The sequence below is a fragment of the Burkholderia sp. THE68 genome (assembly GCF_009938265.1).
In the GTDB taxonomy this organism is placed as follows: Bacteria; Pseudomonadota; Gammaproteobacteria; order Burkholderiales; family Burkholderiaceae; genus Caballeronia.
The window spans coordinates 247,679-273,681 of the sequence record NZ_AP022318.1 but is presented as its reverse complement, the minus strand read 5'-3'; the positions used below and the strand labels follow the sequence as shown (position 1 = coordinate 273,681).

The 26,003-nt window shown below is 61.5% G+C and carries 20 protein-coding genes; 12 read left to right on the top strand and 8 right to left on the bottom strand.

The features are described from left to right. Positions 1 to 359: 359 nt before the first annotated feature. Positions 360 to 626 (bottom strand): hypothetical protein, encoded by a 267-nt coding sequence (locus tag BTHE68_RS27190; RefSeq protein ID WP_232078139.1) that lies wholly within the window; start codon positions 624 to 626, stop codon positions 360 to 362. 257 nt (positions 627 to 883) lie between these two features. Between BTHE68_RS27190 and BTHE68_RS27185 the strand changes: the two genes are divergently transcribed. Both BTHE68_RS27185 and BTHE68_RS27180 read left to right on the top strand, forming a co-directional pair. Further along, complete coding sequence (locus BTHE68_RS27185; protein WP_162069415.1) at positions 884 to 1,351, top strand: zinc-finger-containing protein; 468 nt, start codon at positions 884 to 886, stop codon at positions 1,349 to 1,351. Between the two features lie 28 nt (positions 1,352 to 1,379). Continuing rightward, positions 1,380 to 1,853 (top strand): hypothetical protein, encoded by a 474-nt coding sequence (locus BTHE68_RS27180; RefSeq protein ID WP_162069414.1) that lies wholly within the window; start codon positions 1,380 to 1,382, stop codon positions 1,851 to 1,853. Between the two features lie 15 nt (positions 1,854 to 1,868). Here BTHE68_RS27180 and BTHE68_RS27175 read toward each other — a convergent pair whose 3' ends face one another. The 3 genes from BTHE68_RS27175 to BTHE68_RS27165 form a co-directional block, all read right to left on the bottom strand. Continuing rightward, positions 1,869 to 3,896: a TonB-dependent receptor gene (locus BTHE68_RS27175; protein WP_502710612.1), complete on the bottom strand. Its 2,028-nt coding sequence runs from the start codon at positions 3,894 to 3,896 to the stop codon at positions 1,869 to 1,871. A 1,534-nt stretch (positions 3,897 to 5,430) separates the two neighbouring features. Beyond that, the gene (locus BTHE68_RS27170; protein ID WP_162069413.1) at positions 5,431 to 6,408 is read right to left on the bottom strand and encodes a ParB/RepB/Spo0J family partition protein; all 978 of its coding nucleotides are present in this window, start codon (positions 6,406 to 6,408) and stop codon (positions 5,431 to 5,433) included. Then, positions 6,405 to 7,616, bottom strand: coding sequence for a ParA family protein (locus tag BTHE68_RS27165; protein WP_162069412.1), 1,212 nt, complete (start codon positions 7,614 to 7,616; stop codon positions 6,405 to 6,407). Before BTHE68_RS27165 ends, BTHE68_RS27170 begins: the two co-directional genes overlap by 4 nt. Positions 7,617 to 8,258: 642 nt before the next feature. Between BTHE68_RS27165 and BTHE68_RS27160 the strand changes: the two genes are divergently transcribed. Then, the gene (locus tag BTHE68_RS27160) at positions 8,259 to 9,665 is read left to right on the top strand and encodes a replication initiation protein (protein ID WP_162069411.1); all 1,407 of its coding nucleotides are present in this window, start codon (positions 8,259 to 8,261) and stop codon (positions 9,663 to 9,665) included. A gap of 19 nt (positions 9,666 to 9,684) precedes the next feature. On the opposite strand, the gene BTHE68_RS27155 is transcribed toward BTHE68_RS27160, so the two are convergent. Beyond that, entirely contained in the window at positions 9,685 to 10,860 is a 1,176-nt protein-coding gene (locus BTHE68_RS27155; RefSeq protein WP_232078137.1) for a YbfB/YjiJ family MFS transporter, read from the bottom strand. Between the two features lie 518 nt (positions 10,861 to 11,378). Between BTHE68_RS27155 and BTHE68_RS27150 the strand changes: the two genes are divergently transcribed. The 7 genes from BTHE68_RS27150 (at position 11,379) to asnB (ending at position 20,300) form a co-directional block, all read left to right on the top strand. After that, positions 11,379 to 13,493 carry a phosphocholine-specific phospholipase C gene (locus BTHE68_RS27150; protein WP_162069410.1) on the top strand — a complete coding sequence of 705 codons (2,115 nt, stop codon included), beginning with the start codon at positions 11,379 to 11,381 and terminating at the stop codon, positions 13,491 to 13,493. A gap of 274 nt (positions 13,494 to 13,767) precedes the next feature. Further along, a complete protein-coding gene (locus BTHE68_RS27145; protein ID WP_162069409.1) occupies positions 13,768 to 14,214 on the top strand; it encodes an NUDIX domain-containing protein in 447 nt (148 codons plus the stop codon). Positions 14,215 to 14,422: 208 nt separating this feature from the next. Next, positions 14,423 to 14,551, top strand: a complete 129-nt coding sequence (locus tag BTHE68_RS37200; protein ID WP_286202801.1) for a hypothetical protein — start codon at positions 14,423 to 14,425, stop codon at positions 14,549 to 14,551. 430 nt (positions 14,552 to 14,981) lie between these two features. Further along, on the top strand, positions 14,982 to 15,170 hold the full coding sequence (locus BTHE68_RS27140; protein WP_162069408.1) for a hypothetical protein: 189 nt from the start codon (positions 14,982 to 14,984) through the stop codon (positions 15,168 to 15,170). A 313-nt stretch (positions 15,171 to 15,483) separates the two neighbouring features. Then, on the top strand, positions 15,484 to 16,854 hold the full coding sequence (locus BTHE68_RS27135) for a glucosamine inositolphosphorylceramide transferase family protein (RefSeq protein ID WP_162069407.1): 1,371 nt from the start codon (positions 15,484 to 15,486) through the stop codon (positions 16,852 to 16,854). 245 nt (positions 16,855 to 17,099) lie between these two features. Further along, complete coding sequence (locus BTHE68_RS27130; protein WP_162069406.1) at positions 17,100 to 18,233, top strand: glycosyltransferase family 4 protein; 1,134 nt, start codon at positions 17,100 to 17,102, stop codon at positions 18,231 to 18,233. A 45-nt stretch (positions 18,234 to 18,278) separates the two neighbouring features. Next, positions 18,279 to 20,300 (top strand): asparagine synthase (glutamine-hydrolyzing), encoded by a 2,022-nt coding sequence (asnB, locus tag BTHE68_RS27125; RefSeq protein WP_162069405.1) that lies wholly within the window; start codon positions 18,279 to 18,281, stop codon positions 20,298 to 20,300. Here asnB and BTHE68_RS27120 read toward each other — a convergent pair. Next, positions 20,234 to 20,608 carry a hypothetical protein gene (locus BTHE68_RS27120; protein ID WP_162069404.1) on the bottom strand — a complete coding sequence of 125 codons (375 nt, stop codon included), beginning with the start codon at positions 20,606 to 20,608 and terminating at the stop codon, positions 20,234 to 20,236. The two genes, asnB and BTHE68_RS27120, sit on opposite strands and share 67 nt — an antisense overlap. After that, positions 20,605 to 21,123 (bottom strand): hypothetical protein, encoded by a 519-nt coding sequence (locus BTHE68_RS27115; protein WP_162069403.1) that lies wholly within the window; start codon positions 21,121 to 21,123, stop codon positions 20,605 to 20,607. The genes BTHE68_RS27120 and BTHE68_RS27115 overlap by 4 nt, the downstream gene beginning before the upstream one ends. Positions 21,124 to 21,475: 352 nt before the next feature. Here BTHE68_RS27115 and BTHE68_RS27110 point away from each other — a divergent pair, with 352 nt between their 5' ends. Further along, a complete protein-coding gene (locus BTHE68_RS27110) occupies positions 21,476 to 21,664 on the top strand; it encodes a hypothetical protein (RefSeq protein ID WP_162069402.1) in 189 nt (62 codons plus the stop codon). A gap of 138 nt (positions 21,665 to 21,802) precedes the next feature. Here BTHE68_RS27110 and BTHE68_RS27105 read toward each other — a convergent pair whose 3' ends face one another. Then, the gene (locus tag BTHE68_RS27105; protein ID WP_162069401.1) at positions 21,803 to 22,927 is read right to left on the bottom strand and encodes an MraY family glycosyltransferase; all 1,125 of its coding nucleotides are present in this window, start codon (positions 22,925 to 22,927) and stop codon (positions 21,803 to 21,805) included. 784 nt (positions 22,928 to 23,711) lie between these two features. Between BTHE68_RS27105 and BTHE68_RS27100 the strand changes: the two genes are divergently transcribed. After that, positions 23,712 to 25,949 (top strand): polysaccharide biosynthesis tyrosine autokinase, encoded by a 2,238-nt coding sequence (locus BTHE68_RS27100; RefSeq protein WP_162069400.1) that lies wholly within the window; start codon positions 23,712 to 23,714, stop codon positions 25,947 to 25,949. Positions 25,950 to 26,003 lie beyond the last annotated feature (54 nt).

The following is a 26,003-nucleotide window of genomic DNA, read 5'->3' as shown; positions in this document are numbered from 1 at the left end:
GTGCTCATGCAGAAGAAGACGAACGTCGCCTCGACGAATGCGAGGTGAAGAGATCCGCGAGCGCCGGCGTTATGGTTGTCGCTGTTGAATCAGGAGCGTCGCGCATGTCGCGCGTTCTGGCCTGTTCGCCGCAGAGAGTTTGTCGTGTGGCGATGAGCGCCACGCGTGGCCGAAGAGGCCGTCTTGTTGATGAGCGTACTATCGACCGAACGATCGTCTGGGAAAACCACGCATTCGGAGGGATGTCGCCCCGCCATAAGGGGGCTGCGCGATGGAGAACCGCTGGCAGGAAGGAGGCGTGAAGTCGTCGTTCGAAGGCGTCCCCGCCGCCTTCGGTACATCGTGGCCGGCAGGGGCGCTCACTGGCCGCTATAGATATTGCAGCTCAGTCCCGGCGTGCAGAGCTGGCTCGTGCTCGTCCACGCATCGCGCGAGGCGCCGCTGGCCTTGGTCGTCGACATCGCTCCGCCGTAGCTGGAATCGTTCGTTGCTGAGCCCGCGCCTTGCGCGCTCTGCTGCGCGGCGCCGCCCTGCGCCGGCGACATCTGCATGTCTTGCGCCTGTGCCAGCGCGCTCATCGCGAAGACGCCGGCGGCCGTTGCTGCCAATAGAAAAGTTACTTTCATCGCCATCACCTCACTGATCGAATTGCGGAATGGAGGACACACCGAAAGCGCGTAGCGTGTAATACGCACTCCCACCGTATACCGCCGACCGGAAAAGTAAATTCCCATTCGACGCGGCCCAGTGCCCGCGCGCGTCACGCACATGTTGCGAACGCTCTTGCTTAAGCAGGCTGCGATATCGCGGATGTCCCGAGCGCGTTTCCGAAGCCGGCGGGCGGTTTTGCTATATTGGATTTCCCGCCCGTGAGTTTCCTGAAATGCGTGTCGGCCGACCCGTCAAACCTCTGCCTCATCCGAACTGCGATTACTGCGGCGCGCCCGCGACCCTGACGCGCGCAGGCGACGAAGCGTATCCGTATCGCGACGACCACGGCCCGCTGTGGATGTGCGCGGACTGTCAGGCGTGGATCGGCGTCTTTCCGCGCAGCACGCGCAAAGTTCCGCTCGGCCGTCTCGCCGATGCCCGCCTGCGCGATCTGAAAGTGAAGCTGCACGCGGCGCTCGAACCGCTCGTGCAGGCGAAGGTCCGGCGCGACGGCTGCAATGTGTTCGAGGCGCGCTCCAAGGGGATGAAGTGGCTTGCGCAGGCGATCGGCGTCGAGCCGGACAAGTGCAGCATCCACACGCTCGACGCCGACCATTGCGAGCGCGCGATCGCGGTCGTCGAACATTTCGAACAGGAACGCGGTCAGCACCCTTCAGATTCGGCGATCGATGAACGTTAACCTGAAAAGGTCAACCATCGATCCTCGCATGTCACGCACTCTTCCTTTCCAGCGCTCGCCCCAGGCGACGCGCGCGCGGTTCAGCAAGGCGCAGCTGCTTCCCATCCCGCGCGCGGTGGCGGACGAGCTCGCGCTCTCGGCGCATATGTCGCTGGCGGCGTTGCGCGCCGGCTCGCCGGATGCCGCGCCCGCGCAGCACATCACCGAAGCGATGTATCTCGCCAAATTCCTCGCGGAAGCGGGCCACGGCGACTTTTCGCACGAAGAGTTGCTGCGCGCGGATCAGACGATGGCCGCGGTGTTCGACGCTGGCCGCGCGTCCGGTTCCTTCGCGCTGCCGGCGGAGGACTTCGAACGCCTCGCCGCGATCGTGTCGCTCTACGATCATCAATTACGGCGCGCGTCGCTCGGCGCGCTTTCGGTCGCGAGCGAGCGGCTCGAACGCTTCAAGGCCGGCGAGCCTTATCAGCCGATGCATACGCGCAAGTCGGCACCGCTCTGACGCGACCGCCCGCTGTCAGAAGGCAGTACGCAAGCCGATCATCACGCTGCGTCCGCCTTCCGGCGCGATATCGCGCACGACCGAACTCGCGTAGCGCACTTCCTGATTCGTCAGGTTCTGGCCGCGCACGTACGCAAGCCAGTTCGTCGCGCCGAAACGGAATTTGTAGGTCAGGATGACGCCCAGCGTGGTGTAGCTGCCGGTCGGCAAGTCGTTTGCCGGCACGCGATTCTGCGCCCACGCGTGAACCAGTTCGGTTCTCGCGCCGTAGGGTCCGTATGCATAATCGAGCGCCAGCGTCGCGCGCAGCGGCGAAATGCGCGGCAGCGGCTCGCCGGTATCGACATTGCGCGCATGCGTATAGTCCGCGACGATTTCGACATCCAGCCGTTGCGCGCCCTTGTCGAAAACGCGCCACGTGCCGTCCAGTTCGATGCCGTAAAACTCCGCGCGCACGCCCCGATAGACTGCTTCATTGAGCGCGTCGTCGGTGCCGGGTGCGACGGGCTGGTCATCGTCGTCGACGAGACGGCCTGTATTGAACTCGGTCAGATAGTTGCGGAAGCGGCTGTAGAACACGCCCGCGCTCGCCTTGTTCGGGCCGCTCGCGAAACGCAGCGACAGATCGGTCGAGATCGCCTGTTCTTTCTGCGCGTCGGGATTGCCGATCAGATATTGACCGGTCGCGTCGTGCGGGCCGTTCGAGTAAAGCTCGTAATAAGTCGGCGCGCGCTCCGTGTACGCGACATTGCCGACCACGCTCCACGCCGGATTCAACTTGAACAACGCGCCAGCGGAAACGCTGCCGGCGTTGAAGTCGCGCTTGGGCGAAGCGGCGAACTTTTCGTTTCCGCCGGAGGTCGGGTCGATATTCACGTGTTCGTAACGCGCGCCGAGACTCAGCTTCAGCGCATCGGTGACGGACCATTCTTCGAGACCGAAAAGCGCGGCGCTGGTCGTCTGCGACGTGGGGACGAGCGCTTCGTCGCCCAGTGCGGAGAACGTGTTCTGGCTCACCTGCACGCCGATGGCGCCGTCGAGCGGGCCGATCTTCCTGTGCCGCGCCTCGATGCGCGCTTCGTAGCCGTGATTGCGGAAGGTCGTGCCGGTTTCGCCGTTATCGATTTCCTTGTGTTCGTAATCGGTGTAGCCGAAGTTGAACTTCAACTGACTGAAAGGCCCTTGCAGATTGCGTATCTCCGACGCCGCCGCGATGTGATCCTGATGCATGCGCAGACGGACGTCGTCCTCGGCGACCGAACCGTAGTTCGCCTCGTAGCCGTTGTAGCTGATGCCGGCGTAACCGTCCGCCCATGTGTAGGACGAGCCGACGGCGCCGCCGTGCCATCGACCGTCGCTGTTCGGGATGCTGCCGTAGGGCTGCGCAACGTCGGGACCGTCCAGCGCGCGTTGCCGGTCGGAGTGCGCGAAGCCGGGAATGCGTTCCTTGCTGGTTTCGCGATCGAACGCATCGACGTGAAACGCGAAGCGGCCGTTTCCGCCTTCGACTTGCGCCGCGCCCGCGCGGGCATCGTTGGCACCGCCGTAGCTGGCGTCGACCTGTCCCGATACGCCTTCGATCGGCTCGCGGGGGATGCGGTTGTCGATGGTGTTCACCACGCCGCCGATCGCATTGCCGCCGTAGAGCAAGGCCGCCGGGCCGCGCACGATTTCCACGCGTTCGACCGACAAGGTGTCTTGCGGCACGGCGTGATCGTACGACAGCGACGACGCGTCGTAAGCCGCGACGCCGTTTTGCAGCAAGCGGATGCGATCGCCATCCATGCCGCGGATGATAGGCCTTCCGACCATCGGGCCGTAGGTCGTCGTGGAGACGCCGGGCAGGCCGTTGAGGGTTTCGCCGATGGAGTCGGCGCGGCGTAGCGTGAGGGCGTTGCCGTCGATCGAACTCGATGGTGAGACCAGCGCGTTCGAGCCAAGTGGGTTTGCGGTGACGAAGATGGGTTGAATAGGGGTGTCTTCAATCGCGGGTGATTGGGCTTGGGCGAGGGTTGCGAATAGAAGCGTTGTCCAAGTGAACAACCTGGCGTTGCGGCTGGCGGAGAATGCAATGGAAGTGGTCACGTTTCTTTTGACGTAATGTTATAACGTTTCTTGTCTTCTTCGGTGATCAGAGAAGTGGCATCGCGATAATCGCGACTACGCGATGATATAACATATCATTCCACATTGAAGACAATTCGCTTACGCGTCGAGGATAAGCGTGTTCGACGCGCACGCTGCGTTCACGAGCGTCGCGTTACACGGATTTCGTATCGTTTGATACGAACGGCCTAATGAGCGCTCACTTGAACCGTTCGAAAAGGTAGTCTGATTGGCCGGTTACCGAGACCGGATGTAAAAACGTCAGTTTTTCGTGAAACAAGTCTATAAAGTTCGTCTAAGCGGTTGTTTTTAATATGTTTTATAGGACTAACTTTTTTTGGTCATTGTTTCACGGCGGCTAGTAGCGCTTCACGCGTCGAATTCTGGAGTTTGTGGGTCGGCGCGTGATCGGGGCAGACATTGATCGAGCGGACAATCCGCGACGCAGCATCGGTCACCGTTCAGGGTGATCAGGGCACCAGCTGTTCGCGCTGCGGTCGCTATCGAGGGAGCAAGCTGCCTGCGTCGGGGAAGTTTTTGATCGAGCCTTCAACCAAACCAAGTACGTGGTCATCGATCTGCGCGCGGCTTGGCCCTTCAATTCGCGTGTCATCGTGGGCCTTCTGCCTGAGTCCACTTCGAGTGCATGACGTCCTGATGTCGATGGCTTAGCGCGTTCCTTCGCGCCGCTAAGCGGGTCTCTACCGTTCCGACTTGCTGGACAATCGATGTTCAGGGCCTGCGAGGAAACAGCGCCTTATGGCTTTCATGGCTCAATGGTTTCGGAACCGGCAAGCTCGCCGGTGTACGTCCGTCGCTCGATATAGGAGCGCGAAGGGGCGAACGTATGTTGGATGACCTCGCCTTTGCGCCCGACGTAGTACAGGGCCGCGCGACGCTTGCTTGTTCGGCAAGGGGGCCATGACTATGCCGGCCTTTGGTGTGGGGTGTTCGGCTGTATGATGCGGACCGACGGTGTCCGAATTCGGACACCGCATCTAGGTCGCCCGGACCGTAAGTGGAAAGGTCATTTGGCTATTGGTCGGATGCTAGGCGTCACGCTGTCTGTGGCGTGTGTCCGAATTCGGACACCATCGCTGCTGGCCTGATAACCCGCCGGATGCATCTCGACTTGACTGTCCGAATTCGGACACCCGTGAGGCAAGCTGCTGACTTCGCGGTTGGAGGCGCCGTGGAGTCGAATTCGCCTGATGCTCCCAAAATCCTCCTTCCGAATTCGGGTAAGCATCCACGTCTGTGAATCAAGCTACATTCGGCAGGCCCACTGCATGGCTGTCTTTTACTGTCCGAATTCGGACACCGAGCCCTGCCGAGACAGCACCTCGATTCGCGGTTGCGCTGTCCACGAACCGCTCGCCAGTGTCCGAATTCGGACACCTCCAACGCAGACTATGTATGGATGTCCGTCCATTAGACGTAAAAAAACCCGCCGAAGCGGGTCTTATTGCGATCACTCAGACTGAATCGAGAACATCTTTCCTATATGCTCTCTGAGTTGATTCTCCTGCTCCTCCGTCATCACGCCGGCCTTGAACTTGAAAGTAAGGCCTTTGACGTCTTTCGTAATGCTCCCGGCTTGCACCTTACCGGCAAAAATCTTGAGTATGCTTCGGCCGCCCGCGTCAGTTGCGGATTCGCCTCGACTCGCCTGCGCACTCAAGCTCGCAGCAACTTTCGTCTGGACCAGATCGCCCGACAGAACTTGCGGCCAGAGTTCCTGAAGCGCCTTGAGCCCCTGTTCCCCACTCTTCTTGAGCGCGTTCGCGATATCCTGCGCCGACGAAGCTCCAAGTACTGAGGGGTTCAAATCCAGATCTCGTTTTACGAAGTCCGGCAGCGCGTCATAAGCAAGAAAGCGATAGAGATCGCTGCGCGAGATTCCCATTGCCTCCGCAAGTCTGGTCCGGTTCGGAAACTCGGACTCCGCACGACGAATGGCAATAGCGATTTCATAATCGGACAGATCGTCGCGCGTGACGTTTTCCATCAGCGCCAATGCCGCCATATCCTGGTCCGTGCACTCGATCACGACGGCACGCACGGTCGCCTTGTTGATGAGCTTGTGAGCACGCCACCGCCGCTCGCCAGCCACGAGCTGATACGACTCACCGACACGCCGCACCGTCACCGCCTGCAGCAAGCCGACCTCACCGATCGAACGCGCCAACTCCGACAGCTTGGCCTCGCTGAATTGACGACGCGGCTGCCACGGATTCGGCACGATGGAGTCGACGGGAATTTCCGTATCGACGCCCCTCGCCTCGAGTTCCTGAATGCGGAGTTGCGCTGCCGCCAATGCGCTCGTAATGCCCGGCATCGTCTGCGGACCGCGGTTCGTTCGATCCTTCTTGTTCTCTCCCTTGAAATCCGCAGGCTTTGGCAAGTTAGCCGTTTTGGCCATCAGCTGTTCTCTGATGTTATTGCTCATGCCGACTCCTTCCAGGATTTGACGAACATATCATCCAGCCATTTGGCATATTGCATCATGGGTTGCCGCACCCGCTGAAGCGACTTCGCAGTCGAGTGGGTACTGACGACATCCAGAGCCGTCGAGAATGAAAGTGCGCCGCCGCTCATCACCGAACTGGCCGGGATCTCAAACGGATCGAGCCAACGGCCGTACGCGCTCTGCGCCCATTGCCGGACGACCGGAGCCGAGGACGTCTTGCCATAATCCACCTTCGACAGCAGGATTGAAATAAAGTCGTAGACCTTGTCCTCTTCATACGGAAGAAAGTCTTCCGCGACATCCGAGAACAACCGCCAGAACGCCAGCGAACTAATGAAATCCAGATTCTCCGGAATCATCGGCATGACGAGCGCGTCGGCAGCGAGCAGCGCGTTCAAGTTCATGTACGAAAGCGAAGGGGATGTGTCGATCAATATATAGTCGTACTGCGATCGAAGCGGCTCGAGGCCTTCCCTCAACACGGCCCAAAAGCGGTAGCCCTGAATCGTCTTCTGACGAGCGGGCAAGAGAAATTCCGCACCATATAGAAAGGTGTGACCAGGGATAATGTCGAGGCCGTCCCAGTACGTCGACTGCACGCTTGCGCTCAGTCCGCCTTCCACGTTCTGATCGTAGATATAGGGCAGCACGGTGTCATCGCCGGAAATTTCCTTCTCGGCGTACAGGCCGCATAGTTCCGATGCAGAAGCCTGAGGATCGAGATCGATCAGCAACACCTTGCGGCCAAGAAGCGTCAGTGCCTGCGCGAGGCAAACGGTCGTCGTCGTCTTCGCCGATCCGCCCTTCAGTTGCGCGGTCGTCAGCACCTTGCCCCTGAACGTGCCACGGCCATCGTCGAGGGGGGTCTGGTAAATGTCGGACGCCATCTTCACCCACATTCTGACTTCAGGCAGAGTAAACGTCCGGCTGCGGCCGCTGCCGTTGAGCGTACCGGCTGGGAGTCCGCCTTCTCCTTTGGTCACTAGATATTGAATCTGCTGACGAGTCAGGTTGCACATATCAGCGAGTTCGCTGATCGTGTAAAAGGGTGCGAGCTTGCGCGGGCGAGGAGCGAGGATCTGCTCCCGAAGATTGTCCGAAAAGGGCTCAAGGTTATCCGCAAATTCCGCCACTTCGCGAAGCGTAACCTTCCGGTCTTCCATAGGTAGGGTGCCTACGTTTGCCATTCTGCGCTTTCTCCAAGTATTGACGCCGAAGCGCAGAATACACGAATACGCGTAAACAAGCTCCTATTGCGCGAAGATTTAACCATTCGGCAGCTCTTAGCGCGGCATTTCGTTGATTTTGAATCGATTTCCTTCTGCTTCGAAGTGCAGATGTATTGATTCGAACGACTTTGTTTGCCGAGTAAATCTAGGTGGCCGCGTCGCGCGCCATATCCTCTGCACAAAAACCACCCCAAGGGCGGTTTTTGTGCAGACGTGCCCTCTAAACTTTCCTCCATACATTCAATAGCTTAGATACAGCTCAAGGATTTCAGGAGGTAAACGCCCAGTATCGTTCGTTTGGTTTTTTGTAAACCTAGACCCGCACACCTACAAACAGCACTGCAATTTTCCTTTTGAATCAACGTCCGAGCCTGTGGATAGGGACGGTTTTTGTGACGCACGGGACGGTTTTTGTGCTGACCGGTGCGCAAGTTGGGCGCGCGGAGACGGAAATTGTGTCGAGCGGGGTGGAAATTGTGATCGACGTACAAACTCGGGGCGGTTTTTGTGCGGCTAAGATCGACGAAAAAGCGGGGTGGTTTTTGTGTTGACACCCCTGACTCGCCTGTTAGAGTGCCGGGGACCGAAGTGAATCGATGTATGGAAAACCAAGACCTCTCTGTAACCCCGCAGCAGCTCGCGCTGGACATCTACGAAGATATGTCCGGCCAAGGCTCGGCCATCTGCGAGTCGACGAGGGACATCGGTTTCCTGCGCAACAACATCTTCACGCGTGTCGGCGGCCTCGGCATCGCCGCGCGGCGCGTACTCGATGCAGCCTACTTCATCGTCGCGACCAAGTCCCCCGAAGAGCTCATCGACGACAAGGTCTACACCTTCACCGCCGACATCAACTACTTCAAATGGCTGATGCGGTACGACAGCCGCAACCATAGTCACCTCATCGCGCAGATGAGAGCCGCGGCCCGCGCGCGTGTCGAAATCATGACGGCGCCGTCCATCGAAGAACTCACTGAAAAAGACTCGTGGGGCACGATCAGTCTGCTGGGCGATTGCTATATCGAGCGCAATGTCGTTTGCATCCTGCTGGCGGGCCGCGTCATCAAGTATCTGATCAGTCCGTACAAGGCGCATTGGCTGAGTCTGCGCGCGTCGACGGCTTTTTCGCTTTCCCTCGCCCGCGCGATCTACGACCGCCTCATTCCATGCGAAGGTCACGGCGTGACGGAATGGTTCGCATACGAAGACGTGCTGGAGTGGCCGGGGAAGGTCGGCGAATCGCGCAAGGAAGTGAAGGAGTTCAAGAAGCGCTTTCTCGAGCCTGCCATCGACCAGCTCAACGAAGTCTCGGATTTCGATGTGAGCTGGGAGCCGAATGCCGACCGCGTCCCGGCCGAGAAGCTGAAAATCCGCTTTCGCTTCACCAAGAAGCAGGGCGCGGATGCCGCGCGCGCCGGCATTCAGGATTCGATGTACCTCCTGCTGCACAACGAATTCGCCTTCGATACGCCCGATTTCGAGCGTCTCGCGAAGCGCCGCGACGTCTGGACCGATGAGCGGCTCGAACAGGCCATCGAATACACGCGTTTCAAGCTCAACGAAGGCAAGGTGACGGTCAGTCCGCGCGGGTATCTCTTCAAGGCGCTGGAAGGCGGCTACCGGATCGGCGACGCGGACCGGAAAATGGCGTCCATCAAGACGAAGCAACTGGAGGACGACAAGAAAGAGCGTCGTTCACGAGACACGGCGCAGGCGCATCTCGAAGCCAGCATCCAGGCCCAGAACGATACCGCCAAGGCCAAGATGAGCGAAGAGATCAAGGCGGGTCGCGAGTACTTCGAGTCGGTCGATACGCCGGCGCGCAAGGAACTGTGTCAGTCGTTCGTCAGCCAGTTGATTCCGCAGCGGCTCATCGAAAAGCAGGGGTTGTCACGCGAGAGCCTGAGCGCCGACAACATTCTCACGGTCAATCGCGTGGTTGCCGATGCCTTCTGTGCTCATGTCTACGTCAAGATGAAGAAGGCGCGCGCAGGCAGCACGCTCTGATCGTCCGGACGTCACAAATTCATTCGGGATCCTGCTTATACAGAGGCTTCTGGCAACCCGCGAGCAACGCGCCCGCCGCGAGCACGAGCGCCGAATAGACGAGCCCGCGGGTCAGCCCCACGCTGTCCGAAACCCGGCCGATCACCACCGGTCCGACGATCTGTCCGAGCGCGAACACGATCGTGAAGGCGTTGATTCCTCGCGGCCATTGACTGGCCGGCAGGTTGTGCCGAACGAACGCCGTGGTCGATGCCACCGCGGACAAAAACGTCGCACCAAACAGCGTACCGGAAACGAACGCCGCCAGCGGATGCGCGAGCAGCGCGGGGATGACCGTCGCGGCCGCGAGCAGCGCGTTGAGGATCGCGAGCGCCTGTCCGCCGCGCATGCGATCGAGGAGCCCCGACCACATCCGCGCCGATACGACCGTCGCCACGCCCAGGAGAATATAAAAGCCGCTCACCACGCCGGCGCTCATGCCCGCGTTGCGAAGCAGGGCGACGATAAAGGTCATGTAGCCGATATAGCCGATCCCGAAGCAGCCATAACCGGCGAGCACGAGCGCGAAGCGCCGTCTTTGCACCACGACGCCCGATGAAGCGTGCGCGCCGTGACGCGCCGTCGGATGCGCGTGCGCGGTTTCGATCCGGCGCGCGGCCCAGACCGCGATGCCGGAAAACGCGGCACACGCCGCGGCGAGAGCGAGCCACGCGAAGCGCCAGCCGTGCGTGACGGGCAGCACCGCAAGCGGAACCACCAGCGACGAGATCACGATGCCCCAGCCGGTGCCGCCGTAATAGAGGCCGATCACGAGCCCCGCGTCGCGCGGCGACATCGATGCGAGCCGTGCCGCCAGCACGCCACCACTCACGAAGATCAACGCACTGCCGATGCCCGTCGCGACGCGCAGCGCGAGCAGGGCGTCAGTATCGACCGTTGCGCCGCTCGCCGCCATCAGCACGGCCGTCAGAACGCAACCGGCGACGAACAATGTTCGCGACGCCACGCGCGTCGACAGTCGGGAGAACGCGAGCGCGCCGAGCAGATAGCCGAACGCGTTGGCCGTGTTCATCGCGCCGGCTTGCGCGAAGTTCCACGCGAGGTCAAGGCGCATGGGCGGCAGCAGGAGCGCGTAGGAAAAGCGCGCGAGCCCGAGCGCGATGGCGCTGCCGAGCGACAGCGCCATCGCGAGCATGAGCGCTTGCCGGCGTTCGGAATCATCGGATCGGATATCTGCCGTGTGGTTCCTTGGAAGCTCTGCGCCTGCATCGTCACGCTGTATCACGCTCTTGTCGTCCTCTCGATGTCATGTCGCCCTATGGTATCGCGCTCCGGTCACATTGCTTACACAAGCCGTGGCTAAGCTTCGCAGCGCTGCGTTCATCTGCACGACTGAAGCCGGAGATTCCCGATGTCGATTGTTCCGAGCCGCCACGTCATCGTGGCGCGATTCATCGTCTGCGCCTGCGCAATCGTTTGCGCCTGTAGCAAGCCGGAACCGGAGTCGTCCTCATCAGTCGACGCGGCGCGCAGCGCGCCGTCCGTCGTACCCGCAACGAGCGAACTCCAGGACTGGGCCAGGCAAGCCACAAACGGCGCATCCGATCAACCCACGCGACCCGCCTTGGCACGGACTGCGTCGGAGCCGCTCGCGATACCCGTGATTCACACCGTCGACTGACCTTTCCTCTTCACTTTCCCCCCGCGAAACAAATGAAAAACAAGAACCGTCGTGACTTTCTGCGCGTGGCCGTCGAGGCCGCAGGCGCGAGCGCCGCGTTGAGCGTGATGCCGCTCGGCATCCGCCAGGCGCTCGCGATTCCCGCGAACAACCGGCATGGATCGATCGAGGACATCGAGCATATCGTCGTGCTCATGCAGGAGAATCGCTCGTTCGACCATTACTTCGGCAGCTTGCGCGGCGTGCGCGGCTTCGGCGACAAGAGCGCGGTGACGCTGCCGAACGGCAAGCCGGTCTTCAACCAGCCGATCGCGGCAGGCGCGGGCGAGGTGCTGCCGTTTCATCCGGGCGCGTCGAACCTCGGCCTGCAGTTCCTGCAGGACCTGCCGCACGACTGGGTGAGCGGGCAGGGCGCGTTTCACGGCGGACTGTATGACCAGTGGGTGCCGTTCAAGAGCACGACGACGATGGCGTACCTGAAGCGCGACGACATCCCGTTCCACTATCAGCTCGCCGACGCGTTCACGATTTGCGACGCCTACCACTGCTCGACCAACACATCGACCGATCCGAACCGCTACTACATGTGGACCGGCTATGTCGGCAATGACGGCGCGGGTGGCGGTCCGGTCGTCGACAATGCGGAAGCGGGCTACGGCTGGTCCACGTTTCCCGAAGTGCTGGAGCGCGCGGGCATTTCGTGGAAGATCTATCAGGACATCGGCACCGGGCTCGACGCGAAAAATTCGTGGGGCTGGACCAACGACGCCTACATCGGCAACTACGGCGACAACTCGCTGCTCTACTTCACGCAATATCAGAACGCGCAGCCCGGCAGCCCGCTCTACGAAAAGGCGCGGCGCGGCACCAACGCGGCCGCCGGCGACGACTACTTCGCGATCCTCAAGCGCGACGTTGCGAGCGGCACGCTGCCGCAAGTCTCGTGGATCGTCGCGCCCGAAGCGTTTTCCGAGCATCCCAACTGGCCGGCGAACTATGGCGCCTGGTACATCGATCAGGTCTTGCAGGTGCTGACATCGAATCCGGATGTGTGGAGCAAGACGGCGCTGCTCATCAATTACGACGAGAACGACGGCTTCTTCGATCACCTCGTGCCGCCGTTCCCGCCGACGTCGAGCGCCAACGGCCTTTCGACCGTCGATACGAGCGCCGAGATCTTCGCGGGCAGCGCGAAGTACGCGAGCGGCCCCTACGGCCTGGGCGCGCGCGTACCGATGCTCGTCGTGTCGCCGTGGTCGAAGGGCGGCTGGGTCTGCTCCGAGACCTTCGACCATACCTCGGTGATCCGCTTCATCCAGAAGCGCTTCGGCCGCGCGCACGATCTGGCCGAGCCGAACATCTCGCCGTGGCGTCGGGCGATCAGCGGCGATTTGACCTCCGCCTTCGATTTCCGCAATCCGAACAGCGCGATGCCCGAGTTGCCGGCAACGAGCGGCTACTTTCCGCCCGACAAGCTGCGGCATCAGGACTACGTGCCCGTGCCGCCCGTCGCGCAGACGATGCCGAAGCAGGAGTCCGGCGTGCGCCCCGCGCGCGCCTTGCCCTACGAACTTTTCGTGCGGACGCGCGCGGATGCGTCGAAAGAAACCGTTTCGTTCGATTTCGTCAATACGGGCAGCGCGGGCTCGGTCTTTCTGCTCTATCGCAACGCCAGCACGGAGGCGCCGCGCACTTACACGGTCGAAGCCCGCAAGCGTCTTGCGGACCGCGTCACGGCGAACGCGGACGGCAGCTTTGATTTCGTCGTACACGGTCCGAACGGTTTCCTCCGACAAATCGCGGGAAAGGCCGGCGCGCAGCAACATGGCTGGTGGTCGCGCGAACAGGCGGCACCGGAAGTCAGAGAGGGCTACGACGTCGCGAACGGCAATCTGCAATTGCGCCTCGAAAATCGCGGGACGGCCGCGTGCACCTTCAGCGTGACTAATGCCTACGATCCGTCGAAGACGATCACGCGGCGCGTGCGGGGCGGCGACACCGAGCAGGTCTATCTCGATCTGCGCGACGCGCACGGCTGGTACGACGTCGAAATCAGGGTCGACACCGATCGCGCGTTTCTGCGACGCCTCGCCGGTCACGTCGAGACGGGCCGCGACAGCATGAGCGATCCCGCGCTCGGTCGATGACGTCGCCATCGACCTGACTCTGGCCGCGCGTTCAAAGCAGCACGCGCGGCCGCAGCCCCTCCGCACCTCAGTCGAACGCACGCTACGTGTGGGACTACGCACTTACGTGGGCCCTCCACGGATTGCGCAGCGTGCCGAAGACTGTGAAGATCGTGTGTGCACACCGGTTCAAAGTTCCGATCCAATCGTCTGCGAAATGGAAAAAACGGCACATCGCAGCGCCGGATCGCGTCTTCGGTTCGATATCGAACTCGGGTGCATCACGGAGACGGGGATGAAAGATCGAGCGACAGTGCTGCTGGTACGTCACCAGTCAGTGCTTCTGGTTCGGGAGCGCGGCGGTCCGTGGCTGCTTCCGGGCGGGACAGTAGGACATGAAGAATTGACCATCGTTGCAGCGATCCGGGCGCTGCACGAAGACACCGGCGTCGCGGCGAGCGCTGCAGCCTTTCTGTTTCAGCAGCCTTCGGCGCATCATTTGCACCATGTGTTTCGCATCGCGATACCGGACGACGCGCAACCGCGACCGGAAGCGGGCGGTCGGTTTCGCGACCTGTCATGGGTCGAGGCGTCGCAACTGGCTCACCTCGGCACCACGCCGGGCACGCGGGCCATTCTGAATCGCGCGATCGGCGGCAGCGCGCGCGACACGCGGTCGGCGTGGAGTCACAGCGGCGCGCACCAGGATGTCTCGACGGGAACTGGCAGGCGCTGGCGCTGACATCAGCTGATATAGACGACCGGACCATCCACCTTCTCGTCTGCCGAAAAGGGGCGAGCGCGTATTTCGCTGCGAAATGAATACTTTTTCGGCGAAGTTGCGCCTATGCTACCGATGGAGCGGCCGCTGGCGCCCGTTGTACGATCCGACGAATCGCCGCGAAGCGTGAGCACGGCTGCATTCGCCCTTTCGGATGGCGGAGGAAACCATGAAGCTCGTCAGCATGTTCGCCGGCACGGTCGGGTTCGTCGCCGTGATCAGCCTTTCGCTGTTGGCGGTAGCGGACATTCTCTTGACGTCCTCGGACAAAGAGGCAGAGAGAGAACGGATCGCCTGAATCAGGGTGTTTCGAGTAGCAACTGAAACTCTTCGAGAAATGGGCTTGCGGCTGTCTAACATACGTCCATATCGGACGTAATTCATTCCGGTCGCGCAATCTCCCTTTCGAAAACCTGTAAGGGATTAAAAGCCCGTATCGGTTTCCGAGACCGGGCTGATCTCGCGGCATCGCGGAGTCATCGACGAAACCCCGACGCGATTGGCCACGGCCTCGTTCGGTCAGCGGAACAGAGGTACTTTCACCCTTCTGTTCAGGGCTTTGCACCGATGAGCGCCGTCTGAAAATCATCCTTGGTGACCACCGCACGGAAAATTGGCGGATTCGCTGTGTGATAGAATTAGTAATAAACAAAAAATTCTTTCCGTCAAAACTTTCAGCGGCGTGTTTTATCAAAAGCTTGATATAACACGGCAAGCGCGGAGGAAGCATGTCTGTGGTCGGTGTCATCGGCGCAATTGTCTTTTTCGCAATAATCGGTCTGGCATTGCTGGCCGTGCTCGAAATCATATTCGCGCCGTCCTCAAAACATAAGGCAGACGAAGAGGCGGGTCACAGGCGGCCCACGTGGTATCGCAAGTGGCGCGAGGTCGCCGTGCGCCGCGACGAAGCACCCTGATTCGTCGTATTTTCTTCGTCCGATCAAAAGCTTAGGCATTTCCCGATAGCGGCGACGAGCCACCCGGGCACGCCGTCTCCGGCACAGCCGTTCAAATCTCCTCGCATTAATTAGCTGTCGCAACTGTGTGCGATAGCGCACCGCACGCACTTTCCCCAGACTTTAGTCTTTCTTCGCCGGCACCATGTGAAAAGGACTTTTCATCACTTCAATAAACGCCGGCTCACAACACATATATAAAGGCAGTTAAGCATTTAGCTAAGGACGGCAAGTCGGTCGACTGGCAAAACTGCCGCTGTCTGAGGGACACAAAATGGCGCAACCCGCATATCCTCCCGTGCTGCAGTGGTGGACGCGCATCGAGAAGCGGCTCTACGACGAAGTCGACGACGCGTCGCGCGACAGCACGCCTGCGCGCGCTTCGCTCGTCGTGCTGTACGACGGACACGAGAACATCGAAGCGCTGTGGAAGACGTTGCTGCAATGCCGGACCCCGCATCTACAGATCGTCTGGAAGTCACCGGAGTCGGGCGAAATGCGCCTGCTCGCGGAATCGTATGTCGCGATTCCGGAGAAGCTGTTCTTCCTGAAGTCGCTTCAGACGAGTCTGCAGCGCGTCTCCGTTCTCATCGAGCGGGCGCAGCGGCGTCTCGATGCCGCCGCGTCGCCGTATGCGTTTCCGCTCGTGAGCGCCAAGGCGCAGCCGGCGCATCTGTCGGGACTTACGTCGGCATGGTTCGCTCTGCGGCATCTCGGCCGCAAGGTGCTGAACCAGCCGCTCAAGCTGCTCGTGCAGCGCGGCCACTGGGTTCTGGCTTACCGGCGCACCGACACGCCCGTCGAGATGCGCGCCGATAGCAGCGCCGATAACAGCGCCGACGACGACGCCAGCCGCAACTGGGTCACGCTGCCCGGCATGCCGACGCAGTTCCACGCCGATCCTTTTCTGTGGCGCGGCAAGAACGGCGACTATCACCTGTTCTTCGAAAGCCTGCCTTACGACACGAATCGCGGCGTGATCAGCCATATTGCGTTCGATCCGGCCACGCAGAAGTGGCAGGAAACGCCGCGCGTGGTGCTCGATCGCAACTATCACCTGTCGTATCCGTTTCTGTTCGAGCATGACGGCGAGATTTTCATGATTCCGGAGACGTGCGGCAACCGCACGATCGAGATGTATCGGGCAGCCTCGTTTCCGACCGAATGGGAATTGCACAAGGTGGTCATGCGCGATGTCGTCGCGGCGGATACCACGCTTCATTACGACGGCAAGACCTGGTGGATGTTCACGAGCATCACGGAAGAGGGCGGATCGAACTGGGACGAACTGTCGATCTTCCATTCCGACAGCCCGTTCGGGGAATGGACCGCTCATCCGATGAATCCGGTCGTCTCCGATTGCCGCCTTGCGCGCATGGCCGGCAACCTGTTCAAGGATGCGCAAAACCGCCTGATTCGCCCCGCGCAGAATTGCGAACGCGAATATGGCGCCGCGCTGACGTTCCGCGAGATCACCGAGCTCACGACGACGACTTACGCCGAGAAGACCTTGTCCGTGCGCAATCCGCCGCGCGGCCGTCAGGGGCTGCATACGTGGAATGCGGTCGGCGCGATCACGGTCATCGATATGAAAACTCAGCTTCGCAAATGGAATCCGTGGCGCGGCGCGATGAGGCGCGCCTGACGCGGAGCGCGCCCGACGCCCCGCGCGCGCGCCGGCAAGCAAGCCGGCGTGTGGGGCGTCGAACAGTGCGTGCCGGGGCGCCGGCATACATTGATGACTCGCCGGAAACCGCGACACCCCGATTCCTCCGGCGAGGCAGCCCATCAACATAAAAACACACCCGTCAGCACGAGCATTGCCGCCAGCGACGCGCGCGTCGGTTGCCTGGGGACGGGGCCTATCGCAGAAAACCGGCAGCCGGGACCATGAAGCTTCTCCATGTCATCGTTGCGCTCAATGCGGACGGCGCTGAACGCATGCTTCAGCGCCTGATCGAGTCGCATATCGAACACCCGCGATTTCGTCACGTCGTCTGCTCGCTCACGACGACGGGCAAGATCGGCGAAGAACTCGCCGCGCGCGGCATCGAGGTGCACAGCCTCGGCATGCGTTCGCCGCTCGGCTTTCCGCGCGCGTTGTGGCAGCTCGTGAAACTGATTCGCGAGGTGCGCCCCGACATCATCCAGACGTGGATGTATCACGCCGATTTTCTCGGCGGCCTGGCAGGCAGGCTCGCGGCGCACAAGCGCATCGTCTGGGGCGTGCGAACCACCGATGTCCGTTCGGGCGGCTCGCGCGTGACCGTGTTGCTGCGCAAGATCTGCGCGTGGCTTTCGTACTACGTGCCGCAGACCATCGTGTGCGCGGCGGAGGCGTCGCGCCGGGCGCATGTGTCCGTGGGTTATGACGCGAGCCGCATGATGGTGGTGCCGAACGGCTTCGACGTCGCGCGCCTGAGCGCCACGCCCGAGCAACGCAACGCGATCCGCGAGCAATGCGGATTCGACGACGGCTGGGTCGTCGTCGGCGTTCTGGGGCGCTTCCATCCGGTGAAGGATCATCAGAATTTCGTGCGCGCGGCGGGCATGCTGGCCGCGCGCCATCCCGACGTGCGTTTCATGCTGGTCGGACGCGATCTCGACGCGAACAATCGCGAACTCGCGGACTGGATCGCGCAGACGGGATTCGCGTCGCGCTTCGTGCTGCTCGGCGAGCGGCGCGACGTGCCCGCGTGTCTGTCAGCGATGGACGTGTTCTGCCTGTCCTCGCGCACCGAGGGATTCCCCAACGTCGTCGGAGAAGCGATGGCGATGGCCGTGCCGTGCGTCGTCACCGACGTAGGCGATGCGGCCATGCTCGTCGCGAATACGGGTGTCGTCGTCGCGAAGGAGAACGCCGATGCGCTCGCGGCCGGACTCGCGCGCGTCGTCGACATGCCGCACGACGAGCGCATCCGTCTCGGCCAGCTGGCGAAGGCGCGCATCCACGCCGAATTCACGATGATGCGCGCGCGCGAGCGTTTCGAAGATATCTACCTGCGGCTCGTCGAAGAAAAGTGAGCATCGCATAAGCGTGGCCTCTGGCCGATCTGAAGGAGAACGAACATGTGCGGTATCGTCGGCTTTCTGGGTGGGCGCGGCGTCAGGCCGGGCGACTCGAAGACAGTGGTCCGGAAGATGGCGCACGCCATCGCCTATCGCGGACCCGACGACGCGGGCGACTGGACCGATGATCTGCGCGGCATCGCGCTCGGACATCGCCGGCTGGCGATTCTCGATCTCTCGGCAGCTGGCCATCAGCCGATGTCGTCGGGCAGCGGGCGGTACGTCATCGTCTTCAATGGCGAGATCTACAACCATCTCGATCTGCGCGAAGAACTCGAGGATGCGCAACGCGCGCCCGTCTGGCGCGGCAGCTCCGACACCGAAACGCTGATGGCCGGCTTCGACGCGTGGGGCATTCAGGCGACGATCGAGCGCGCGGTCGGCATGTTCGCGTTCGCGGCGTGGGACCGGCAGGAATGCCAGCTCACGCTCGCCCGCGACCGGATCGGCGAAAAGCCGCTTTACTACGGCTGGCAGGGACAGGGCGAGGAAGCCGCGTTCGTGTTCGGCTCCGAGCTGAAGGCGCTGCGCGAGCATCCTTCGTTCGAAAACAACGTCGATCGCGGCGCGCTGACGTTGCAGATCCGCCACGGTTGCGTGCCCGCGCCGTATTCCATCTTCGAAGGCATCCACAAACTCGAACCGGGCAAGATGCTTTCGGTGTCGCTCGAACGGCGTGATCCGCGCATCTGGTCCTACTGGTCCGGCGTCGAGGCGGCGGTCAACGGCGCCGCGCGTGGCTTCGCGGGCAGCCCCGAGGATGCGGTCGAAGAACTGGAGCATTTGCTCAGCGATGCGATCCGCCAGCAGATGCTCGCCGACGTGCCGCTCGGCGCGTTCCTGTCGGGCGGCGTGGATTCATCGACGATCGTCGCGCTGATGCAGAAGCAGTCGTCGCGTCCGGTCAAGACGTTCACGATCGGCTTCAACGAGAGCGACTTCGACGAAGCCAAGCTCGCGAAGGCCGTCTCGACGCACCTCGGCACCGAACACACGGAACTGTACGTGACCGCGCGCGAAGCGCTCGACGTGATCCCGCGCCTGCCCGAACTCTACGACGAGCCGTTCGCCGATTCGTCGCAAGTGCCGACGTTTCTCGTCTCGCAACTGGCGAAGCAGCATGTGACCGTCTCGCTGTCCGGCGATGCCGGCGACGAACTCTTCTGCGGCTATCAGCGCTACCGCACCGCGCCGGACATGTGGGACAAGATGACGGTCCTGCCGGCGTCGTTGCGCAAGCTGGCGGCGTCGGGCATCGTCGGGATTTCGCCGAAGCGCTGGAACAGCATGGCGGGCCTCATGGAGCCGATCCTGCCGTTGTCGCTGCGCGGCGTGAAGGTCGGCGACAAGCTGCACAAGGGCGCGCAACTGCTGTCGTGCCGCTCGCGCGACGAGGTGTATCTGCATCTCATGTCGCAATGGAACGATCCGGCCGCGCTCGTGATCGGCGGCCACCAGCCGCCCACGCTGATGACCGGCAATGCGCCGGCCTTCACCGGTCTCGACGACGTGCAGCGCATGATGGCGCTCGACATGATCACCTATCTGCCCGACGACATCCTCACCAAGGTCGATCGCGCCGCGATGGGCGTCTCGCTCGAAACGCGCGTGCCGTTCCTCGATCATCGCGTCGTGGAATTCGCGTGGCGGCTGCCGCAATCGATGAAGGTGCGCGACGGACAGACCAAGTGGGCACTGCGTCAGGTGCTGTATCGCCATGTGCCGCGCGCGATGATCGAGCGGCCCAAGCAGGGCTTCGGCGTGCCGATCACGCACTGGCTGCGCGGCGAGTTGCGCGACTGGGCGGAAGCCTTGCTCGATGCGTCGCGGTTGCGTCGCGAAGGTTTCTTCGATGCGACGATCGTGCGCGCGAAGTGGCAGCAGCACCTGTCGGGCGAGCAGAACTGGCATCGTCAGTTGTGGAACGTGCTGATGTTCCAGCAGTGGCTGGAGCATCAGCAGGCGTCGTCGATTCCGCTCTTCACGTCACGCGCGGACGATCTCGCCGGCGTCGCAGGTTGACGCGCATCGGCTGATTGAGAACGCCCCGCGCGTTGTACGGCACCCCAAAAGTTGGACACCGATCCAACCTTTGGGGTGTTTTTCAACGCGCGTTGTACGGCACCCCAAAAGTTGGACACCGATCCAACCTTTGGGGTGTTTTTCATGGCGAAGTACAGCGAAAGCTGCACGCGATTCCCTACCGCGCGCTCGATGTCGCAATGTACGACAGGCAGTGAAGCGCGCAACGCGATGAGATCGGCTTCCGCTGTCACCGGGTAGCCATGAGCCTGATGCACGCGCTCGATAATGTTCAGTTGTGCGCTCATGCAGACTCCGGCCCGAAGTTGCGCACGCGCATGAGCAGATGAATCGCGCGTCGCGTCATTTCCGACATCGCTGTCTGTATTGCCTTCAAGTAGAAGCGCTGCGCATTCCGGCCGCTCTCCGCGAGCGCCGCGTCGATTTTCCCGATCAGGTCGTCGGCTGCGTCATAGAGTTTCTCTGCGCACTGGACGTAACCGCGTTGCGCAAGCTCTGCTTCCACTGCCGCAGTCTCTCTGGCCCGATGCCCTGATGTGATTTCGTGATACGCGGCCATTCGTGCGTCGACGATCGTGCGCAGTTCGCCAAGCGCGTTTCCGATCTGATCGGCGCTCGCGCCGGACGGATGGCGCATCTGATCTTCACGTTCGCGGATTACATCGACTGTTTGCTGAAGCGTTGCGAACAGAACCCGCATGGCTGCGCCACGCGCGGTGAGCGCCCAGGGCGCGGAGTGCGCGAGGTGAAGCCGCGTCGAGGAAACATCGGACGCGGCCGCTGTGTCTACATGAAATCGCATCGGTTCTCCTGTTCCTGGTGCGACACGACCTGCTCGCAAATCGTCCATATTCGCTGGAAAGAATAGGTAGGACTATGCGGATTGATGGCCGCCGTCCAAGGATCGTATTTCGATTCCTTCAAAACGCAATAATATGGAATCCATAATGATATCGATGTATCAGAGCAACCGGGTTGACCAATACAGAGCCCGCCGATACCGTCTCCCGAACCTGACGGCACGCTCGCCGTCAGCGCCTGGGCGCCCGTCGGTGGATCAGCCCCATCGTCGTCGTGTGGGGAATGAGCACGGCTCTGACCTTCTTTGCGCAAAACGTGACGCATTTGCCTTTTCGTCGGTCGTCGCCGGTCCGATGTCCGACTGGGTCGTCCAGCACGTGCATATCGCGGGCTTAGACGGCTGGGGGTGGCTCTTCGCGATCGAAGGCGTGCCGACCATCGCGCTCGGTTGCCTGTCCTTCGTCATCCTGGTCGATTCGCCTTCCGAGGCGAAATACGTATGGAACGTGAGGATACGTTACGTCGCCGCGTCGTTCTTTTAAGACCTATCCCATTTTCTATTGCCGCCCGTCAGCTCCTCTCGTGCGGCGTCTGAAAAGCAAAGGCCCCGATCGATCCGACCGGGGCCTTTTTCATGGTGCGAGTCTCCGGCGCGCGCGCCGAAAATACAACGCTTCGGATTACTTGTGATGCGTCTGCTCGGGGACCGCGGCGGTCACGATGCCCTGGCTGCTCACGAGCCAGCGCGGCGTCTTGAACCGGACGATCGCTGTATACAGCCAGACATAGGCGACGGCGAACACGACCGCGGTCACCGCGAGCGCCACCGGGTTATGCCAGAAAAGCGACGCCGGCACGATACCGATCATGCTCAGCACCCACAGATACGGCGACGTGCGCGCGTTCCGGCGCTGACGCTGGCGCGGGTCCGTGCCTTTGCGCACGACGCGCTTGAAGATCAGCGTATGCAGGTGAATGCCGTCCGGCGCGCCGACCGGACGGCCGCGCACGATCCGGCGACGGTAGATCGAGAACAGCGTTTCGAAGGCCGGATAGATCGCGACGACGATCGCGTACCACGCACAGACGTTCGGATGCCGCGCGACCAGCAGCACGAGCAGTTCAGCGATCGTGAAGCCGATGAAGTAAGCGCCGCCATCGCCGAGGAAAATCGACGCAGCCGGATAATTCCAGATCGCGAAGCCGCCGATTGCGCCGATCATCGTGAGCGCGGTGCTCATCACGAGCAGGTCGCCGACTTCATGCGCGACATAACCGATCGAACCGAAAATCAGAATTGCCACGACGGCGGCGAGTCCGTTGAAACCGTCGATGATGTTGACCGCGTTGGTGAGCCCCGCCACCGCAATGACCGTCAGTCCGATCGCAATGGGCGCGACGGCGAGAATCGGATCGACGAGCGGCAGATCCACCCGGCCGATCACGCCGTTGAGCAGGAACGCGCCCAGCAGCGCCGCCAGCATGGCGCTCAGCAGACGGGCCCGGACGCTCACGCGCTTGGTCAGATCCTCGATCACGCCGCTGCCGAACGCGGGCAGAGCGCAAAGCAGCAGCAGCAGCGACTCGCTGCGCGGATTGCCGCCGAAAAGCGCACCGATGGGGAAAGTCACGCAGGCCGCAACCATCAGTGCAATGCCGCCGATTCTGGGAACCGGATGAGAATGATTCTTTTGAACCCCGTTCAAATCATGATCCAGGGAGAGCGCCCCGTAGCGCCCCGCGAATCGAACAATCAATAGCGTCATGCAGAAAGAACTGATGAAGCCAAGCGCAAGGTTTAACATTTTTTTCACTCACGAAGAGGGCGCATCTCTTTTCGAATATCAAAACCCGAAAGCGTATGGTAGGTACAACCCCTGTCATTGTCCACGGATTTATGGCGGTTTAATGTGTGAAACCGAGCTAACTGCGATTATATTGGGACTTCCCCCGATTATTCATACAAACGGGGTTTTAAAATCTCATAAAGACGCGGTTCGTATTTAAACTTCTTCAAATACGACTTCTGAAGTTCGCGGGTGTCGGTGCGCAAACCCACCTTCGCACGCATTTTCCCGTTGGGGACGGTACTTTTCTGCCGCGGCTGAAGGGCCATCGGCCGCTCTCTGCCGCCAGGGGCGGCGGCGAGCGCCGGCGCGGCACGGCGACAATATGTCCGGAAACCGGTTGCCGGCGATACCGGCTTTCTTCATAGAATTAGCAATCCGATTAACAGCGATTATATGTGCGGTGCCGCGCATACAACAAGGGGCGCTGTGATATTTTGCGATTTGTTCAAATGGCCCGCATAGTCAATAAATTCTTAAAAGCGAGGTAGTGAACACTCGCCCGGGTTGAAAGGTTCGTTAAACAACAAAAATCGTCTGTTGGAATTTCTCTTTTTTTGAGTCGTGTGTTTCAATACGACTGCAATGCCGGGGCGGGATTTTAACGGCCCTGAATGCAGTCCGAAATTCATCAATAAAGTAATGGTGTTTGCGCTCCGTTCGGGGCGCACCGCTGGTGTTTCGATCCGCATCCGGTGCGCAGCGCGCTCCGGTCCCATAAGAGCCTGTAACGAGACGTTCCATGAAAGTTAAAAATCAGGCGTCAGCCGTAACGGCCGAGTCCGACAACGAGATCGAGCTCACCTCGATTCTCGAAACGCTGGGCCGTCACTGGAAGATGATCGCCACGACCGTTGCGGTCGTATTCAGCCTCGGGGTGGTGTACGCGTTCTTCTCTTCGCCGATCTACCAGGCCGGCATGCTCGTCAAGGTGGACGACACGAGCAACGCGCCGCCTACCGACGCGCGCGACATGGTGAGAAGTGCCGCAGCGATGTTCGATCAGCGCGCGACGGCCGAAGGCGAAATTCAGGTCATCGGCTCGAAGTTCGTGCTGGGTCCCGTCGTCGATGCGCTCAAGCTGTATATCCAGGCCGCGCCGCACCGCTTCCCGATCATCGGAGGCATGGTCGCGCGCATGAGCGACGAAACGTCCACGCCGGGCATCTTCGGCCGGGGCGGCTACGCGTGGGGTACCGAGTCGATCGACGTTTCGGCGTTCGACGTGCCGAAGAAGTTCGAAGGCAAGGAATACACGCTGCGCTATCTCGGCAACGGCCAGTATCAGGTGCGTGGCCCTGGCGTCGAAACCGGCGTCGGGGGGCAGATCGGCGCCGTGCAGCGCTTCGACACCGTCGATGGTCCGATCTCCCTGCTGGTGAGCTTCATCCACGGCGAAAAGGGTGTCGAGTTCGATCTGACGCGCAATTCGCGTACGTACGCCATCGACCGGCTGCAGAACTCGCTCCTGATCGCGGAGCAGGGCAACAAGTCGGGCGTGATCAGCACGTCGCTGGAAGGCAAGGATCCGGTGCTCGTGGCGGCGACGATCAACGAGCTTTCGCAGATGTATCTGCGCCAGAACGCCGATCGCCGCGGGATCAACGCTGCGAAGTCGCTCGAGTATCTCGAACAGCAGCTTCCCGACGCCAAGCGTCAGATGGAAACGGCGGAAGACAATTACAACGCGTATCGCAACAGTCGCACGCTGTTCAATCCGGACGAGGAAGGCCGCATCGTGATGCAGCAGGCTTCCCAGGCGGATGCCCAGTTGCTCGACCTGCGCCGTCGCCGTTCGGACCTGGCGAGCCACTTTTCGGCTGCGCATCCGAGCGTGGTCGTGATCGACCAGCAGATCGCGGCGACCGAGAAGTACATCGGCGACCTGGCGGCGCGCGTCAAGGCGATGCCGGCGGCCGAGCAGGGCGCGCTGCGCCTGCAACGCGACGTGCGCGTCAGCACCGATGTCTATTCGGCCCTGCGCAACAACATCGAAACGATGCGTCTGATCCGCGCCGGCCGCGTGCCGACCGTGGAACTACTCGACCGCGCCGAAGTGCCCGAGCGCGCGGTCAAGCCGGTCAAGGCGCTCGTGCTCGTGATCGCGGCTGGCCTGGGTCTGTTCATCGGCATCGTGCTGGCGTTCGCTCGCGACTTCCTGTTCAAGGGCGTGCTCGATCCGAAGGAACTGGAATCGAAGACGGGTCTTTCGGTGTTCGCGACCATTCCGGACAGCGAACGTCAGAAGGAACTGGCGAAGCGCATCGCCGACAAGAGGCCGGAACAGCTCGCGCTCGCCTCGCGTTACCCGACCGATCCGGCCGTGGAAGGGCTGCGCATGATGCGCTCGTCGCTGCACTACGCGCTGATGGACGCGCCGAATAACGTCGTGATGCTGGCCGGCCCGCTGCCGGGCATCGGCAAGTCGTTCGTATCGGCGAATCTGGCGACGCTGCTGGCCGCCGGCGGCAAGCGCGTGCTGCTCGTCGACTGCGACCTGCGCCGCGGCCACCTGAACCAGTACTTTGGCCTGCCGCGCGGCAAGGGGCTCGTGGATATCGTCAACGGCTCCAGCTCGCTCGATGACGCCGTGCATCGCTCGGTGCTGAACAACCTCGACTTCGTGCAGTGCGGCTTCTATCCGCCGGACCCGGCCGAACTGCTTCTGTCGAGCGCGTTCACGGATGCGGTGAGCCGCGCGTCGGCGGAATACGACATCGTGCTGCTCGATGCACCGGCGATCCTGGCGGTGTCGGACACGGCGATCATGGCGCCCGTCGCAGGCTCCATCTTCCTCGTGGCGCGTTATGGGGATACGCGCTCCGGTGAGATCTCGGAGTCGGTCAAGCGGCTGGAACAGTCGGGTGCGAGTGTCACCGGCGTGCTGCTGAACGGCTTCAAGGTTCACTACGGCAATTACGCCCAGGCACGCCAGTACGGCGGCTACGCCTACGCCGCCTACAAGGCCGACAAGGAATAACCAGAGACTGAATCATCCAGCGTGCAGCCACGCTGGAGCATTAATCAAAAAGTT